13 protein-coding genes are annotated in these 18050 nt (G+C 60.1%); 2 read left to right on the forward strand and 11 right to left on the reverse strand.

Features of this window, described 5'->3' with window-relative positions; all coding sequences use genetic code 11:
• Positions 1–74: 74 nt before the first annotated feature.
• The 4 genes from EPG66_RS03480 to EPG66_RS03495 are packed head-to-tail and all read right to left on the reverse strand — an operon-like array spanning position 75 to position 4063.
• The gene (locus EPG66_RS03480) at positions 75–1607 is read right to left on the reverse strand and encodes a sugar ABC transporter ATP-binding protein (RefSeq protein ID WP_182685960.1); all 1533 of its coding nucleotides are present in this window, start codon (positions 1605–1607) and stop codon (positions 75–77) included.
• A 10-nt stretch (positions 1608–1617) separates the two neighbouring features.
• Positions 1618–2229 carry a DUF2291 family protein gene (locus EPG66_RS03485; protein WP_010245779.1) on the reverse strand — a complete coding sequence of 204 codons (612 nt, stop codon included), beginning with the start codon at positions 2227–2229 and terminating at the stop codon, positions 1618–1620.
• A gap of 45 nt (positions 2230–2274) precedes the next feature.
• Complete coding sequence (locus EPG66_RS03490) at positions 2275–3210, reverse strand: D-ribose ABC transporter substrate-binding protein (protein ID WP_010670004.1); 936 nt, start codon at positions 3208–3210, stop codon at positions 2275–2277.
• 55 nt (positions 3211–3265) lie between these two features.
• Positions 3266–4063 carry a GolD/DthD family dehydrogenase gene (locus EPG66_RS03495; protein ID WP_069026140.1) on the reverse strand — a complete coding sequence of 266 codons (798 nt, stop codon included), beginning with the start codon at positions 4061–4063 and terminating at the stop codon, positions 3266–3268.
• 352 nt (positions 4064–4415) lie between these two features.
• On the opposite strand from EPG66_RS03495, the gene EPG66_RS03500 reads away from it, so the two are divergent.
• Together EPG66_RS03500 and EPG66_RS03505 are read left to right on the forward strand one after the other, a co-directional pair.
• Positions 4416–5228 carry a DeoR/GlpR family DNA-binding transcription regulator gene (locus EPG66_RS03500; protein WP_083068211.1) on the forward strand — a complete coding sequence of 271 codons (813 nt, stop codon included), beginning with the start codon at positions 4416–4418 and terminating at the stop codon, positions 5226–5228.
• A gap of 76 nt (positions 5229–5304) precedes the next feature.
• Positions 5305–5691: a DUF6404 family protein gene (locus EPG66_RS03505; RefSeq protein ID WP_081325936.1), complete on the forward strand. Its 387-nt coding sequence runs from the start codon at positions 5305–5307 to the stop codon at positions 5689–5691.
• Positions 5692–6034: 343 nt separating this feature from the next.
• Here EPG66_RS03505 and cobA read toward each other — a convergent pair whose 3' ends face one another.
• The 7 genes from cobA to EPG66_RS03540 form a co-directional block, all read right to left on the reverse strand.
• Complete coding sequence (cobA, locus tag EPG66_RS03510; protein WP_182686040.1) at positions 6035–6850, reverse strand: uroporphyrinogen-III C-methyltransferase; 816 nt, start codon at positions 6848–6850, stop codon at positions 6035–6037.
• Positions 6850–9468 (reverse strand): nitrate reductase, encoded by a 2619-nt coding sequence (locus EPG66_RS03515; protein ID WP_182685961.1) that lies wholly within the window; start codon positions 9466–9468, stop codon positions 6850–6852. Before EPG66_RS03515 ends, cobA begins: the two co-directional genes overlap by 1 nt.
• The gene (nirB, locus tag EPG66_RS03520; protein WP_182685963.1) at positions 9465–13529 is read right to left on the reverse strand and encodes a nitrite reductase large subunit NirB; all 4065 of its coding nucleotides are present in this window, start codon (positions 13527–13529) and stop codon (positions 9465–9467) included. Before nirB ends, EPG66_RS03515 begins: the two co-directional genes overlap by 4 nt.
• 10 nt (positions 13530–13539) lie before the next feature.
• Positions 13540–14328, reverse strand: a complete 789-nt coding sequence (locus EPG66_RS03525) for an ABC transporter ATP-binding protein (protein ID WP_010245808.1) — start codon at positions 14326–14328, stop codon at positions 13540–13542.
• A 10-nt stretch (positions 14329–14338) separates the two neighbouring features.
• Positions 14339–15211: a nitrate ABC transporter permease gene (gene ntrB, locus EPG66_RS03530; protein ID WP_010245811.1), complete on the reverse strand. Its 873-nt coding sequence runs from the start codon at positions 15209–15211 to the stop codon at positions 14339–14341.
• A gap of 11 nt (positions 15212–15222) precedes the next feature.
• The gene (locus EPG66_RS03535) at positions 15223–16473 is read right to left on the reverse strand and encodes a CmpA/NrtA family ABC transporter substrate-binding protein (protein ID WP_010245814.1); all 1251 of its coding nucleotides are present in this window, start codon (positions 16471–16473) and stop codon (positions 15223–15225) included.
• A 262-nt stretch (positions 16474–16735) separates the two neighbouring features.
• On the reverse strand, positions 16736–17950 hold the full coding sequence (locus EPG66_RS03540; RefSeq protein WP_039391751.1) for a nitrate regulatory protein: 1215 nt from the start codon (positions 17948–17950) through the stop codon (positions 16736–16738).
• Between the last annotated feature and the right edge of the window lie 100 nt (positions 17951–18050).

Consider the following 18050-nt stretch of genomic DNA (forward strand, 5'->3'; position numbering starts at 1 on the left):
GGTTGCTAAAGCAGCCTGTGTGACCTCTGCTCAGGTTCAGACGGACAAATAAAATAGCCTGATGGGTCAGGCTATTAATCCTGCGGGGTTGATGCCGCAATCAGATGTTCTCGCGTCGCCGCTGCGCGCGGCAGATCGGCAGTAATCCGGCCATCGGCCATCACTAAAATGCGGTCCGCCAGCGCCATCACCTCATCCAGTTCAGAGGAGGAGAACATCACTGCCAGCCCCTGCTGTGCCAGACTGCCAATCAGGTGATAGACGTCGGTTTTGGCACCCACGTCGATACCGCGCGTTGGCTCATCCAGCAGCACCACCTGCGGCCCGGTCATCAGCGCTTTACCCAGCACCACCTTCTGCTGATTACCGCCGCTCAGCGCCGTGACCGGCAGGTCGGGATCGCTGACTTTAATCGCCAGATGGCCGATCATCTCACTGACCCGCTGCTGCTCCCTGGCAGGATTCAACAGCCCCAGCGCACGTCGAAAACCGCGCAGGCTGAAGTCAGAGAGCGTCATGTTGGCGGTGACCGACATCAGTTCAATTACCCCTTCGCCTTTGCGATCTTCGGGCACCAGCGCTATGCCACTTTTCAGCCGCTGCTGGAAGCTGCGTTTCGCCAGATCCCTGCCCGCCAGCCGAACCCGGCCAGACTGACAGGGCATCAGGCCAATCAGCCCCTTAAACAGCTCGGTGCGTCCGGCCCCCAGCAGGCCATAAATGCCGATCACCTCGCCTTTGCGCAGCGTAAAACTGACCTCATTCAGCTTGTAACCGCCGTTCTGATGCAGCGCAGTCAGGCCCTCTACCTCCAGCACCGTTTCCCCCTGTGGCGCAGGCTGATAGTCGAACTGCTTTTTCTTGTCACCCACCATCTGGGCGATAATCCACGGCACGCTGGCGTCCCGAACCTCGCGCTCACTAATAAAACGGCCATCGCGGAAAATGGTGATGTGATCGCCAATCTCCATCAGCTCTTCGAGCCGGTGAGAGATGTAGATAATGGTGACACCGCGCCGCTTAAGCTGATCGATGACGTTAAACAGCACTTTCACTTCAGACTGGCTCAGGGCGCTGGTCGGTTCATCCATGATCAGCACCCGGGTATCCTTCGACAGCGCCCGGGCGATCTCCACCAGTTGCTGATGACCAATACCCAGCTCACCCAGCGGCGCGTAAGGATCGACATCCAGCTGCAGCCGCTCCAGCAGCGACTTTGCCAGCGCGTACTGATACTTTTCATTGATCACCCCGCGCTGGAAAAACTCATTGGCGATAAAGATGTTGTCCATCACGTTCATGTTGGGAAACAGATTCAGCTCCTGAAAAATGATGCTGATCCCCTGCTTCTCCGCCTGATGCGTGGAGCTCAGCGACACCACCTTGCCATCCAGCAGAATCTCGCCCGACGACGGCGTCTCCACCCCTGCCAGCATCTTCATCATGGTGGACTTACCGGCGCCGTTCTCACCGATGAGCACGTTGACTTTATTGCGGTAGACCCGATAACTGACCTGATCGAGCGCGGTCACGCCGGGATAAAGACGCGACACGTTGCGCGTTTCGATAATCACGTCGCCGGGCTGTTGCGGTTGAGGATTTTGCATCTGCCGCTCCTTATTGCCGGGTGATCGCAGCCGGAGTGATATCCGGCAGCTGCTGCGGAATGTCCCAGCTGCTGAACACGCCGGAGACCCTCACTTTATCGCCCACCTTCGGCGCAAACTGCTGCATCAGAGTGGAGGCGTGCTGGTTGATCGCCTTGCCGTAATCACCAAACAGCACCTGGTCATTGAAGTCCTGATAGCTCACGCCTTTGTAGACATCCCGTAAAGCGGTGCCACGAATGATTGGCCCGACCTGAATAGTGACACTGTCACCTGATTCATCTTTCACGGTCATCTTCCCGCTGCGTGACGTGGTATTCACGGCGGTCACCTCGCCGCTGACCGAGACGCTGAAGACACAGGGATTCTCAGCCTGACTGCGATAGCCGTAGCTCTGACAGGCACTGTCGAAGTCTTTGGCAGACTGCAGCGACTTCATCAGCGTCGCCAGCGGTTTAGCCTCTGCCTGAACCTGTGGCACCAGTTTCTGCTGCCAGAGCTGGTCGATGTTCGCCATTTTCGGATTGGGGGGATTTTTCAGGGCAGCCAGCTCCTGCTGCGACACAATTTTGCAGCCGCTTAACAGCAAGACCACCAGCGTCAGCCAGACTCTTCGGGACATCATCTTCTCCCTGGCGCCCGCTTTCGCAGGCGCGACAGCGTTTAATTACGACTTGTAGTTAAAGTCCTGTACACCTTTAGCGTTTTCCGGGGTAATCAGAATGCCGCGGAACATCACCCGCTGTTTTTCCGGCTTCACGCCCTTCTGAATGAAGTTATCGAGATCGGTCACCCCTTCAGCGGCAATCGCCTGCGCCTGCAACATCACCGTGGCTTTCAGCGTGCCCGCTTTCACCGCATCGCGTTCGTCGTTGCTGCCATCAATGCCCACCACGATCACATCGTTGCGACCAGCCGCCTTCAGCGCGGCAATGGCGCCCAGCGCCACCGGGCCGTTACCGCAGATCACCCCTTTCACATCCGGATGTGCCTGCAGGATGCTGTCCATAATGCGCTTGCCGTCGATCAGGGTGCCTTTGGCATCCTGACGCGCCACGCTCTGCATATCAGGATACTGATCCAGCACCTGATGGAATGATTTCGAGCGTGTCACGCAGTTGTTGTCCGCCAGGTTACAGGCGAGTTCGGCGTACTTGCCCTTTTCGCCCATCTTTTCAACAAAGACGTTGGCAACGTCTGAACCCGCCTGGAAGTTGTTGTGGGTGATCTGCGCCAGCGCCACGTCATCCACCGGGATTTCGCGGTTGATCAGCACCACCGGAATTCCGGCATCTTTGGCTTTTTTAATCGCCGCCACGCTGGCGGTGGAGTCGGCGTTATCCAGCACGATACCCTGCACTTTTTTACCGATAGCGGCGTCGATCAGTTCGCTCTGCTTTTTCACATCTTCGCCGTGCGACAGCACCGTTGTTTTGTAACCCAGTTCCTGCGCTTTGAGATTGGCGCCTTTGGCTTCGGAGGCGTAGTAGGGATTATCGAGTGAGTTAACCAGAATCATAATGGTGCCCTTTTCGGCGGCAAACGCCGCCTGCGAAACCAGACAGGCAGCCACGGCAGTGCACAGCAAGGTACGGTTTTTCATGATGTTCTCTCTTATCGTTATGGCAGGGTATGAATTCCCGGGTGCTGGATTGGCCTTACCAGATGGTAAAGCCCCCATCGATCATCAAATCGGCGCCGGTGATCATGTCGCTGCCGTTGCTGGCGAAAAACAGCACCGCAGCGGCGATCTCATCGGTATAGGCAAAGCGTCCGAGCGGAATCAGCTTCTTCATCTGCTCGCCCTTCTCGCCGCGCCAGGCCTTTTCGCCCATCGGCGTCAGCACCACGGTGGGCGACAGGGTGTTAACGTTGATGCGATGCGGAGCAAACTCTTTGGCCATCACTTTGGTCATGCCCAGCAGGCCCGCTTTGGCTGAGGTGTAGGCGACATGGTTGTCGATAGCGATGGATGCCGCCTGGGAGGCGATATTAATAATTTTGCCGCCCGCACCGGCACGGATCATCAGCCGTGCGGCGGCCTGTGAGCAGAGAAAAGGCCCGGTGAGATTCACCGCAATCTGCTTCTGCCACTCGGCAAAATCGGTTTCGATCACCGGCTGCAGCATCACGTAGCCTGCGCAGTTCACCAGGATATCGATCCGGCCATAGTGGGAAACCACATCGTTAAAAGCCTGTTCAACCGACGCGGGATCGGTAACGTCACAGCAGACAAACTGCACCCGCTCGCCGGGGAAGTCTGCCTTCAGACTGGCGACCTTCTCTGCTTCAAACGGCGGATAGAGTAGTGCCAGACTCGCTCCCTTCTCCAGCAACATGCCATTGGTCGCCATCGCGATACCTCCCAGCCCGCCGGTCACGACGGCCACTTTGCCGGCCAGATTCATTGCGGTATCCACGCCGTAGCGCAGGTTTACGTCATATTCACCACTCATCCCACTCTTCCCCTCAGATTTTTGCCGATGCCGCTGACTCACTCATTTTCGAACAAAAATATAAGCTATCGAAAAGAAACGTTGTGTGGAGCAGATCAAATTTCGACCATCTGCCCTGCAAAGCGGCTTATCTGATTGAAAAGACGTGATCTGGCTTCCAGTCCCGAAATAAAGGCAGCTGGCTGCAAACCGGAAAGCATGAGAGATTCAATAACCTGCACATTTTATATTTTCGTTCGAAAACCAAAGGCAGATCAGGCTATCTCGCATTCATAAAAATGGCGCGTTAAACTCAGCCACAAAGACCTTGTTCGCCCGACTTCTCAGGTTATTGGAAAAGGGAGCATTTCGATTGAAAAGCAAAAGTGAGCAGCTCGCTGACATGCAGCAACGCCGCGAGAAAATTCTGGAGATGATCCGTGAGGATGGCACGGTCACGGTGAAAGCTTTGACGGAGACCTTTGGACTGACCGAAGCCACCTTACGCAGCGACCTGCGCATGCTGCAAAAACAGGGCTTTGTGCAGCGCTACCATGGTGGCGCGACGCTGATGACGGGCAAACAAAATACCGGAGCGATGCTGCTGGAGCGGCAGACGCATCTGGAAGAGAAAGAGGCGATAGGCCGGCTGGCGGCGCAGCATATCGAAAATGGCGACACGGTGATTTTCGATTCCGGTACCACGACCACCGCGATCACCGATGCCATCAGCCACATCCGCCGCCTGTCAGTCGTGACAACCGCGGTGAATATCGCCCTGAAACTGGGCGGCGAGCCGGGGATCAACATCCTGCTGACCGGCGGTACCTTTAAATTTCCGACGCTCTCTACCTCCGGCGAAAAGGCGGCCAGCTTCTTCGAAAACGTGCTGGCCGGTAAACTCTTCCTGGCGACCGCCTGCATCTCGCCGCGTCTGGGCCTGAGCTTCCCCAGTGAAACTGACATCAAGGTAAAACTGGCGATGATCAAATCTGCCAGCACGGTTTACGTGGTCGCTGACTCCAGCAAAATAGACAAGGTTTCGATGTTCGCGCTGCCCTGTGACTGGAGCAATATCCACTACCTGATCACGGACAGCGGCATCAGCACTGCGCAGGTCAAAGCGTTTGAAGCACTAGGCGTGAAAGTGCTGGTGGCCCCGCTGCCGCTGAAGCGGGCGATGTAATGCTTGTTGAAACAACATCGATTCAGCCACTCGCTGTCATCAGACAGCCACAGGATTAAGTTACGCTCCAGAGCGAATGCTAAGCAGGGATGTAACGGATGATAAAACGATGAAAAACGAGATTTTCGAGCGCAGGAAAGCGCGGGCTTTAGCCCTGATGGCAGCGAAGAAAATGTGGCCGAGTAACTCTGCTCCGCCATTACATCGTTTGTTATGGAAAATGAATATCCATCTTCCGCCCCCGGGTTTCACTCCGTTCTGGCTCAATCTTGTGGTGTTTGCCAGCATGTACACGCTGATGATGCCACTGCTGCTCTTATTGCCTTCTCTTCCGGGCGTGTCTGACGACAATTATTCGCTGATACCCAATCTGATCGCAGGCCTGTTCTTCGGTACGACAATGGCACTGTTTCACGCATATCGAAAAAAAGTTCACAACCTGCCTGCGTGGGAGGAGCTTTAAAGCCAGCTAAAGCTCCGTCGTCTTTTATACAGTTCACCTGCACGACGCACCGTCTTGCCAACCCCAGCCTGCCTTCCCACACTTCACTGCCCTTTTCGCCCTGCTCGGGCACTTCCACTCTCATCAACCGCACTCAATCCAGACCTGATCCCGCAAAACCCCGCACCAATGCCAACAGTGCAGGTAAGGCCTGCCTGAAAAGCAAAGTGTGCGAGCCAGGGATGGCGAGCCCAGTCCGCAGGGATGCGGGATCCCTTTGCGATCAGGCAGGTCTTACCTGCACGCCGCACCGTCTTGCCACACCGTTCCTGCCTGCCAGCAAAAGCCCGCACCTGCAGCCCCGTCACCCCACCGCCTGCACCTGCATCCGCACCTGCAAATCAGCCCGATAAAACCGCACCACTTCACCCACCATCAGCAACGACGGAGACACCGGCTTATCCCGCGCCACCGTCTCCGCTAATCCCCCCAGCGTGGTAATCAACACCCGCTGATCGGGCCGGGTCCCATTCTCAATAATCGCCACCGGCGTCTCCGCATCACGTCCCTGCGCCTGCAACTGCACACTAATCGATGCACTCCAGCTCAACCCCATATAAAATACCAGCGTCTGATTCACCGCCGTCAGCGCAGCCGCCTCCAGCTGCGGCTCGCCGTTCCGCCCATGCCCGGTAATCAACCGCAAAGACTGCGCGCAATCCCGATGCGTCAACGGAATCCCGCTGGCTGCCGCACAACCCACAGCCGCCGTAATCCCTGGCACGACCTCACAGCGAATCCCGGCCTGCTGCACGCTCACCATCTCCTCGCCTCCGCGACCAAAAACAAACGGATCGCCCCCCTTCAGCCGGATCACATTGCGTCCACTGCGCGCGAGTTCCACCAGCAACTGATTAATCTGCGCCTGCTTCAGACCATGCTGCCCCGGCTGCTTACCCACATCGATACACAACGCCTGCTCCGGCACCTCCGCCATCACCGCGTCACTCACCAAACGGTCATATACCACCACCTCAGCACACTGCAGCAACCGCAACGCCTTAACGGTCAGCAGTTCCACATCGCCAGGGCCCGCACCCACCAGCCACACCGCGCCCTGCGGCGACCCGGCATCCACCGGGGCCAGTAACTTATCCAGAGAATCAATTGCTCGTGTCATCATTCCTCCGACATCACTTCGGACAGCAACAACTGCTTCAGCTCCGGAATACAGGAGCCACACTGCGTGCCGCACTTTAGCTTCTCGCCCAGCGCCTGAGTCGTACGACACCCCTGCGCTACCGCCTGCAAAATCGTCTGCTCACCCACCGCCATACAACTGCAAATAATTCGTCCCGAGGCCCCGCCCTGCGCGGCCTGTCCTGCCAGTACACTGTGCCGCCCTGCCGCATCCTGCGGCGCATGACTAAAGGCCTCGGCGACCCACGCGCTATCAATCGACGGCAACACGGAGCCGGCATAAAACGCCAGCTGCAACTCGCCGTCACGCCATGCCAGCAACCGGTAATCATTGCCGCTGCCGGTCGCAACCTGCCTGTGACAGCCTGAAAGAACAACCTGCTTGTCCAGCCAGACCTGCGGCGCCCCCTGGCCCGCTACCGCATAACGCTGCACCGCCGGATAGGGGGTACGCGCCCAGTAACGCAACCCTGTGGGCTGCGCTATCTCGCGCTGCCACAGCCAGCCCTGCCAGCTCACCGTCAACGGCAGAATCCGCACCGACGTCTGCTTCAGCGCGGGCTGCCCCGAAAACGGACAGGCACGGGCGGCCACCAGCAAATCAACGTGACTCTGCTGACTGAACTGCCGGTTCCAGTGCATCGGCACAAACAGCTCGCCCCGACGCATCCCGGCATCGACACGCACCCGCACGCTAATCCAGCCCTGAACAGACTGTACCCGCGCCAGTCCGCCCGCCGTCACGCCATACGCTGCCGCATCAGCCGGATGCAGCGAGACAAACGGTTCATCGCAATGCTGCATCAGACGCGGCACCAGCCCGGTACGCGTCATGGTGTGCCACTGATCGCGCACCCGTCCGGTATTCATCAGCAACGGATACGACGGTTCGCGCGGGGCGACTACGGGCGTGGCCGGCACCCGCAACCGGGCCTTACCATCCGGATGAAAAAACCGACGATTGCCAAACAGCCGGGCGCTGCCCTGCGGACAGTCAGCGTTAACCGGCCACTGCACCGGACGCAGCGCATCCCAGTCAGCGTTACTCAATTGCGCCAGGCCGCTGATATCAAACGCCCGATCGCCCCGGTTCTCAAAACCTGACAACGCCGCATGCTCACGGAAAATCTCTGCCGGATGCTGCCAGTTAAAGCCTTTATCAAACCCTAAACGCTGGGCCACCTGCGACAGCAACCACCAGTCAGGCCGGGCGTCACCGGGTGCGGCGGCAAAAGCGCGCTGACGTGAAATCCGCCGCTCGGAATTGGTCACCGTGCCGTTCTTCTCGCCCCATCCCTGGGCGGGCAGCAGAATATCGGCAAAGGCGCTGGTATCGGTCTGCGCCATCACATCTGACACAATCACCAGCGGACAGGCCGCCAGCGCCTGCGCGACGCGGTTGCCCTCCGGCATCGACACCGCCGGATTGGTGCCCATAATCCACACTGCTTTCACCGTGCCATCCGCCAGTGCCTGGAAAAGATCCAGCGCAGTCAGCCCCGGTTCCCGGGCAATGGCCGGACTGCGCCAGAAACGCTGCACCCGTTCGCAATCCGCTTCAGTAAAATTCATGTGCGCCGCCAGCTGATTCGCCAGGCCACCCACCTCCCGTCCGCCCATGGCATTTGGCTGTCCGGTCAGCGAAAAAGGACCACAGCCCGCGCGGCCTATTTTGCCCGACAGCAGATGCAGATTAAGAATCGCCTGGTTATTGTCGCTGCCGGTGGCCGACTGATTAATCCCCATGCACCACAGCGTCAGCACCCGATCGTGCTGGCTGAACAGCTGGAAAAAGTGCGCGACCTGCTGCACGGTTAAGTCACATGCCTCTGCCACTTGCGCCACATCCCACTGCGCTGCGGCGGTCAGCGTCTCGTCCACGCCATTCAGATGCGGCAACATGCTGGTATCAATGCCATCCTGCTGCGCCAGCCAGTGCAGCAGACCGGAAAACAACGCCGTATCGCTGCCGGGCCGCAACGGCAGGTGGAGATCGGCCTGATCGCAACTCGCCGTACGCCGCGGATCGATAACGACAATACGCATCGCCGGACGTTGCAGCTTCGCCTGCATCAGCCGCTGCCACACCACCGGATGCGCCCAGGCAGCATTAGACCCCACCAGCAGCACCAGGTCGGCCTGCTCCAGATCCTCATAGCAGCAGGGCACCGCATCGGCCCCCAGCGCCCGCTTATAACCGACCACCGCCGACGCCATGCAGAGCCGCGAATTAGTATCGATGTTGGCTGCACCGATGTAGCCCTTCATCAGCTTATTGGCGACGTAGTAATCCTCGGTCAGCAGCTGGCCGGAGCCGTAAAACGCCACCGCCTGCGGGCCATACTGATCGATAACCGCCCGCAATCCCGCCGCCGCCGCATCCAGCGCAGCGTCCAGGCTGACGCGCTGCCCGTTAACCTCGGCGTTCAGCAAACGCCCTTGCGGCGTCAGGGTCTGGCCCAGCGCTGCGCCTTTTACGCACAACCGACCTGCATTCGCGGGATGGTGCGGATCGCCGATCACGTTTGCCTGATGCGCCCCCTGCGGGGTGACGCAGACGCCACAGCCGACGCCGCAATAGGGACAGGTACTGTTCATGATGCCTGCGCCAGCTGATCCAGCGGACGATTTGCCAGCCAGATCTGACCCGCTTCCAGCTTCACCGGCCAGCAGCGCAGCTGATGCTGCGGGTTATCCAGGCTCTGTCCGTCACGCAACCGTATCCGCTGCTTATAGAGCGGAGAGATCACCACCGGCTCGCCGCCCACATCGCCCAGAATCCCACGTGACAGTACGCTGGCGTCGCTGCCGGGTTCGCGGTCTTCCAGCGCAAAAAGCGCATCGCCAAAGCGGAACAGCGCAACACGTTCGCTACCCAGTCGCGCCCCGATCCCCGCCTGCTGAGGAATCGCCTCCAGTGTACACACCGCGCTCCACGGCTCGGCTGGCGGCGGTAACAGCGGACGATCGGTAACGGCCTCCGGCTGACGCTGACCGCGCACCCGGCTGTAGTGCAGCGTCTCATCCGGGCGATCGCTGTTGACCGTAGGGGTAAACAGCGCAAGTCGTGAAGGATCCGCCAGCGTGGTCTGCCACTCGCACTGATAAGCGTCCACCACCCGCTGCATCTCCTGCTCCAGCGTCTCGCCCAGACCGAGGCTATCCTCAATCACCACCTGACGCAGATAGTCCAGGCCGCCTTCCAGATTGTCCATCCAGACGCTGGTGCGCTGCAGCCGGTCTGCGGTGCGGATATAGAACATCAGCAGGCGGTCGACATAACGCAGCAGCGTGGCATCATCGAGATCGCTGGCGAACAGGTCGGCGTGGCGCGGCTTCATGCCGCCATTGCCACACACATAGAGATTCCAGCCCTTTTCCGTGGCGATCACCCCGATATCTTTGCTCTGTGCTTCCGCACACTCGCGGGTACAGCCCGATACCGCCATCTTGATCTTGTGTGGGGCGCGCAGCCCTTTGTAGCGGTTCTCCAGCGCAATGGCGAAAGCGGTTGAATCCTGCACGCCGTAGCGGCACCAGGTCGACCCCACACAGGACTTCACGGTGCGCAGCGACTTGCCGTAGGCGTGACCGGTTTCAAAACCCGCCGCCAGTAGCGTCTGCCAGATATCAGGCAGTTGATCGAGCCGCGCGCCAAACAGGTCGATACGCTGACCGCCAGTGATTTTGGTGTAGAGATCGTAACGCGCCGCCACCTCGCCAATCGCGATCAATCCCTGCGGCGTGATTTCGCCCGCCGGGACGCGCGGCACCACCGAATAGGTGCCATCTTTCTGGATATTGGCGAAATAGCGGTCGTTGGTGTCCTGCAACGGCAGATGCGCCGGTTCTAGCAGATAGTCGTTCCAGCATGAGGCGAGCAGTGACGCCACCAGCGGTTTGCACACTTCACAACCCTGCCCCCGCCCATGCGACGCCAGCAGCGCATCAAAGGTTCTGAACTCACCGGCCCGCACCAGGTGATACAGCTCCTGGCGCGAATAGCTGAAATGTTCACAGATATCTTTTTTCACCTCGACACCGAGGTTTTCCAGCTCAAACTCCATCACCTGTTTTACCAGTGCCGCACAGCCGCCGCAGCCCGTGGCCGCTTTGGTGCAGCTTTTGATGCTGCTCATCTCACCGCATCCGCCTTTCACCGCCGCGCAGATTTCGCCCTTGCTGACGTTGTGACAGGAGCAGACCTGGGCGCTGTCAGGCAACGCCGCGACGCCTGGCGCTTTCGGCGCCCCCGACAGCGCAGGCAGGATCAGGCTTTCTGGTGCGGCAGGCAGCGGTAACTCATTGAGCATCATCTGCAGCAGCGTGGCGTAGTCGCTGCTGTCACCGACCAGCACGCCGCCCAGCAGCCGGGTGCTGTCGGCAGAAACCACGATTTTCTTGTAGATGCCTTTTGGCCCGTCGGTCCAGTGATAGTGCTGACTGCCCGGCGTGCGGCCATGCGCGTCACCAAACGACGCCACCTCCACCCCCAGCAGTTTCAGTCTGGTACTCATGTCCGCGCCGCTGAAAGCGGTGGATTCAGCCGCCAGATGCCCGGCCAGCACGCGTGCCATCTGATAGCCTGGCGCGACCAGACCAAAGATCTGACCGTTCCACAGTGCGCATTCACCAATGGCAAACACCTCTTCATCGCTGGTCTGGCAGCGATCGTTAATCTCAATGCCGCCGCGCGGTCCCAGCGTCAGGCCCGCTTCACGTGCCAGCTCATCGCGCGGCCGGATACCGGCGGAGAACAGCACCAGATCGCCGGGTAAATTGCTGCCGTCAGCAAAGCGCAGCACCACGCTGCCGTCGGTCTGACGCTCAATCAGTTCGGTCTGTTTTGAGGTGTGAACCGTGACGCCCAGCGCATCGATCTTCTGGCGCAGCATCAGCGCCCCGCCCTCATCGAGCTGCACTGCCATCAGGCGTGGCGCAAACTCCACCACGTGGGTTTCCAGCCCGAGCTGCTGCAGCGCATTCGCCGCCTCCAGACCCAGCAGGCCGCCGCCAATCACGATGCCGCGCTGGCTATTGCGGGCGCATGCGGCTATGGCATCAAGGTCGTCCAGCGTGCGGTAGACAAAGCAGCGTTCGCCATCGTGGCCCGGCACCGGCGGTACAAAAGCACGCGAGCCGGTAGCCAGCACCAGCTTATCCCACGCCAGCTCATTGCCCGCGCTGTCACGCAGACTGCGCTGCTGACGATCGATCGCTACGACTGCGCAGCCGCTGCGCAGTTCGATGCCGTGCAGGGTAAAAAAGTCCGCGCTGACCAGCGACAGATCGTCGGCCGTTTTGCCGTTGAAATAGTCCGACAGATGCACCCGATCGTAAGCCTGCTGACGCTCCTCGCCGTAAACCACAATGTGGTAGTGCTGATGCAGTTCGCGGGCAACCAGCTGTTCAAGAAAGTGGTGACTGACCATGCCGTGACCCACCACGGCTAATACCGGTTTACTCATCTCAGGACTCTCTGCAGCCTGCGGCTGCGGTTCAGGTTGACGGGAATCGAACAGGGCTTCGAGCGTGACAGCTTCGGTGCGCAGCAGACGCGCCAGCAGCGCGGGACCCTGCCGGGTGTCGCCAGAGAGCAATACGCCACAGAGGCGGCCCTGACGAAGAAACAGACGGCGGTAGTCGCCGGAGATCGGATCAAAACTGCTGATGGAGGGTGCCTCACTGACATCCCCGGCGCTGAACAGCGAAATGCCACTTACTTTGAGCCGCGTCGCCTGCGGCTGGCTGACAAAGTCCGCCAGTGGCGACCTCGCCAGCTGCGCGGCCAGAATCTGCGCCTGCGTCAGGCAGGGTGCGACCAGGCCAAAGGTTTCGCCGGCAATTTCGCAGCACTCGCCTACGGCGTACACCGACGGGAGCGCTGTGCGTAACTGCCCATCGACCAGAATGCCGCGCTGACACGGCAGCCCCGCTGCCTGCGCCAGCGTTATCTCCGGCTGAACGCCGATGGCAATCACCACCTGCGTGGCGGCGCAGTGACGACCGCTGGTCAGCGTCACACCCGCCTCGTCAATCGCCGTGAGTCCGCTGTTCAGCACGCAGCGGATACCGCGCTGCTGGAGTGACGTCAGCAACAACTCGCCCGCCTTTGCATCCAGCTGGCGATCCAGCAGCCAGGGCTTGTGATGAACCAGCGTAACCTCACGTCCACGGGCACCGAGTGCCGCCGCCGCTTCAATGCCGAGAAAACCGCCGCCCAACACCACCACCGGTCCCTGGCCCGTCAGGAGTTGCCGGACGTCGGCGATACTGCGAAAACCCAGTACGCAATCCGCGTTGATGCCGGGAATGGCGGGCAAACGGGGCTGTGAGCCGGTGGCAAACACCAGCCGATCCCAGCCCAGCTGGCGATAATCGGTCTGCACTGTACGTGCCGCCAGATCGACCTGCAGCACGGTTTCGCCGGATAGCAGCGTGACGCCGTGCCGCTCATACCAGTCGCGATCGTGGATCAGCGTTTCACTGAACGGCGTTTCACCTGCCAGCACCGGCGACAGCAGCACACGGTTGTAGTTGCCGTGCGGCTCGCGGCCAATGACCGTGATGGCGTAGCGCTGCGGCGCACGTTGCAGCAGGCTCTCCACCATCTGCATTCCCGCCATGCCATTACCTATCACCAGCAACCGTTGCTTCATGGTCTGTTCCTTACGCCGCAGTGGTCTGTTTTTCATAGAGGAAATGCAGCACTTTCTGTCGCAACTGGTGGTAGCGCGGCTCATCCGCCAGCGCCACCCGTGAACGCGGACGTGGCAGATCGACAGTGAGGATCTCGCCAACCTGCGCCGCCGGGCCGTTAGTCATCATCAGCACCCGATCTGACAGCAGCACGGCTTCATCCACGTCATGGGTAATCAGCACGATGGTGGTGTTCAGCTCCTGCTGAATGCGCATCACGCTGTCCTGCAGATGGGCGCGGGTTAAGGCGTCCAGCGCGCCAAACGGCTCATCCAGCAGCAGCACGCGTGGCTTCATCGCCAGCGCCCGCGCAATACCGACGCGTTGCTTCATACCGCCGGATATTTCGCCGGGCCGCTTGTGCATGGCATGGCTCATCTGCACCCGGTTAAGGTTGTGCTCGATCCAGTCACGCATCTCCGCTTTGCTGAAGCGTCCTTTAAACACCTGTTGCACCGCCAGTTCGACGTTCTGAAATGCCGTCAGCCACGGCAGCAGCGAATGGTTCTGAAACACCACCGCGCGCTCCGGGCCGGGGCCGGTGATTTCGCGGTTATCACACAGCAGCACGCCGCTGCTGGGCCGGGTTAAACCGGCAATCAGGTTCAGCAGCGTCGATTTGCCGCAGCCGGAGTGGCCGATCAGGCTCAGGGTTTCCCCTTCGTGAATATCAAAACTGACATTGTCCAGCGCCAGAAACTCGCCGCTGGCGGTGGCAAAACGCTGGCTGACCTGCTGGACGCGAATAATCTGTTGCATCGTGCTCTCCTTATTTATCCCAGCTAAAACGACGGACCAGCAGCATCAGGCCCTGTTCCAGCAACAGCCCGATTACGCCGATGACCAGAATGGCGACCAGAATGTTTTCCACGTTGAGGTTGTTCCACTCATTCCAGATCCAGAAGCCGATGCCCAGTCCGCCGGTCAGCATTTCGGCGGCGACGATCACCAGCCAGGCGATACCGATAGAGAGACGGACCCCGGTCAGCACCGCGGGCAGCACGGCGGGCAGCAGGATCCGGCGCATTACCGTCCACTCAGAGAGCTGTAACACCCGCGCCACGTTGAGGTAATCCTGCGGGATACGCTGAACTCCTTCGGCGGTGTTGATGATCATCGGCCAGATCGAACAGATAAAAATGGTCCAGCTGGCGGCAGGCTCGGCGCGCTGAAACAGCAGCAGGCCAATCGGCAGCCAGGCCAGCGGACTCACCGGCCGCAGCAGGGCGATGACGGGATTGAACATCTGCGCCATAAAGCTAAAGCGACCGATTAAAAAGCCCGCCGGAATGCCGACCAGCGCGGCCAGGCCGAATCCAATGCCGACGCGTTGCAGCGACGCCAGCACGTTCCAGCCGATGCCCTGATCGTTGGGGCCGTTGCTGTAGAACGGATCAGCAAACAGGACCTGAGCGGCCTGCCAGGTGGCGTAAGGCGAAGGGAAACCCGGTTGCGACAGCGCCGCGATCTGCCACACCAGCAGCATTAATAACAGGCCACCGGTGGCGGGAATGGCGCGCTGCAACAGCGGACGCAGACGCGCCGGACGGGCTGCGGCTTTCGGGGTGACCTGTAACGGAATAACGGTGGCACTGTTGTGACTCTGCACCGGCTGCGCCAGGGCGCGCGCGTCAGTTTTCATAGCAACCTCTCTTAACGTTTGATGGCGAAACTGGCGGCGTAGGCGGCAGGATCGCTGCCATCCCAGACCTTGCCGTCGATGAAGGTACTACTGCGCATTTCACTGGCGGGCAGTGCAACCTGCCCGACTGCGCTGGCGGCCTGTTTGTAGATGTCGATGCGGTTGATCTGGCGCGCCACCGCGAGGTAGTCGGGATCGCTGGCCAGCAGGCCCCAGCGTTTCATCTGGGTCAGGAACCACATGCCGTCTGAGAGCCAGGGAAAACTGACGTTGCCGTTGTCAAAGAAGCGCATCGGGTGAGCGTCCTGCCACGACTGCCCCAGGCCGTTCTGATACTGACCGAGCATCCGCCCCTGTAACGTCTCCACTTTGGTATTGATCCAGGCGCGACCGGCTAACACCTGCGCGGTTTCGCGGCGGTTGTCGTCCGAGGCATCAATCCAGCGCGCTGCCTCCAGCACAGCGGCGGTGAGTGCACGGGCCGTGTTGGGGTTCTCTTTCACCCACTCCGCGCGGGTGCCAAGCACTTTTTCCGGATGCTCCGGCCAGATCTGCTGACTGGTAGCGGCGGTAAAACCGATGTTGTCGCTGATGGCGCGCTGGTTCCACGGCTCACCAACGCAGAAGCCGCTCATGTTGCCAATTTTCATGTTCATCACCATCTGCGGCGGTGGCACGACCACGGTGCGCACGTCATCAAACGGGTGGATGCCCGCATTGGCGAGCCAGTAGTAGAGCCACATGGCGTGGGTGCTGGTCGGAAAGGTATGGGCGAAGGTAAAGCTGCCTTTAGCGCTGCCATCAATGGCCTTTTTCAGGCTGGCCGCATCGGTGACCCCACTGGCTTTCAGCTGGTTCGACAGGGTAATCGCCTGGCCGTTATGGTTGAGCGTCATCAGGTTCGCCATGTCGTGCTGCGGGCCCGCTACGCCCAGTTGCAGGGCGTAGATCATGCCGTAGAGCACATGCGCCGCATCCAGCTCACCGGAGGTCAGTTTGTCGCGCACCGCCGCCCAGCTCGCCTCTTTGCTGACCTGCAATGTGAGACCATACTTTTTGTCGAAGCCTTTCACAGAGGCCATCACCACCGGCGCGCAGTCAGTGAGCGGGATAAAGCCGACCCGCACCTGCGCTTTTTCTGGCGCATCCGATCCCGCTGCCCAGACCGCATTTCGTAATCCCGGAACGATCCAGGCCGCACCCAGCGCGGCGCCGGAGATCAGCGCCTGACGTCGTGTCAGTGAAAATGGCGTTTTGCTCATCATGTTGCCCCTGAACAGAAATAAAAAAAGGCGTCCTCCGACAAGCCGAAGCCTGCGGATGGACGCCTTTATCCAAAGCACTGACCCCACCGCCATTGGCGGGAGCAATGCGTACTCTCTGTAGGGATTAAGCAAAGGGTGTGCCAGATCCCCGAAACCGCCATAATGCCGACCTGCGGTGACGCACTGTTGAAAAATTAACCGTTTTTGCACATTTCTGACGCAGATCACGCACAACGGTTGTGCAGCTACCTCGTCCGGGTTAGTTACTCAGGGTCTTCGCTACCGCCAGTACCGCCTGCGCGATCTCCAGTACCCGCTTATTCTGATTCATCGCACTTTTGCGTAATGCCTGCCACGCGGCCTCTTCCGTGAAACCCTGCTGCTGCATCAGCCAGTGTTTGGCCTGATCGATCACCCGCCGCTCGTCCAGTGAGGCGCGCATCGCCGCCAGTTCATCTGCCTGCTGCTGCAAACGCTGCGACTGTTCGCCAATCAGCGAGAGCACCGAGCGCCCCAGCTGCGGGGCCAGACCGTCGCTGTCGAGCGCCGCCGCGCCAGGCAGCCAGTCCGCCCCGGAGACGTAAAGCGAAAAATTGCTGTCGCCCTGCACCACTTTTCCTGCCGCCTGCTGTTGTGCCTGATCAATGGCAGCCCGGCAGCGCTGCATCAATGTCGCCGTCAGGGCATCCTCCAGCATTTTCATCTGATCCAGCCGCTCTGAGAGCAGCGAAAACCAGTGCAGCGCGCCGGTCTCATCACAACGGCCGCCGGTGCAGGCGATGCGACGAAGGCGTTCGATGTCGCGGCTGGCCTGAGCCAGCGGCTGCCAGGATTCACACGCGGCGCTGTCGGCAAACTCCCGAAAGGTGATAAAGCTCTGCTCCTGTGCCGCAATCAGGGCGACCATCTGGCTGCGCTGGTCGGGGGTGAACTGACGCGCCGCAAAGCCGGCTGAGCCGATGGCCCGCTCCTGCCCGGCCAGTTCTTTGCCCTGCATAAAACTGAACAGGGCGATCAGTGCACGGGAGATGCCGGGATAGCTGGCGGTGTCGGCTGCCTCAAACACCAGATTGAGTAAAGTACGGATGACCTGGTTAAAGGCGGCCATCGCCGCGGCCTGATCAAGCTCACGCTGGCTGATTTGCTGGCGCAGCGCAGGCAGTCCGGCCAGTGCCTGCAGGGCAGCGGCAATCAGGTTACAGAAGCGGCTGTAGCCGGGCTGCGCTATGGCGGGCGGTAGCGCCTGATAAAAATGCTCCAGGCCGGCGCTGACCTCCTGCTGGCGGGCATGACGCTCGGCGCTGAACAGCGCTCCGCCAGAGCAGATCCAGAGGTTGTTTGCGCCGCGTTCCCGCTGCAACCGATGGACCAGTTCACTGACGGCAGCCATCAGCTCACCGGTTTCCAGAAGACGTTGCAGGCTGGCGATATCGCTCGCGCGTGATGCCTGCAGCCAGGTCAGGGCGTCCCTCATTGCTCACCTCAGTGCGGTTAAAACCTTTCAGAAGCAAAAGGCGTGCCGCTTTCCGGAAAAAAGAGGGTCTGAGCAGGGGCGTAAAATCTGATTTTGATAA

The organism is Pantoea pleuroti (assembly GCF_014156615.1).
GTDB classification, from domain to species: domain Bacteria; phylum Pseudomonadota; class Gammaproteobacteria; order Enterobacterales; family Enterobacteriaceae; genus Pantoea; species Pantoea agglomerans.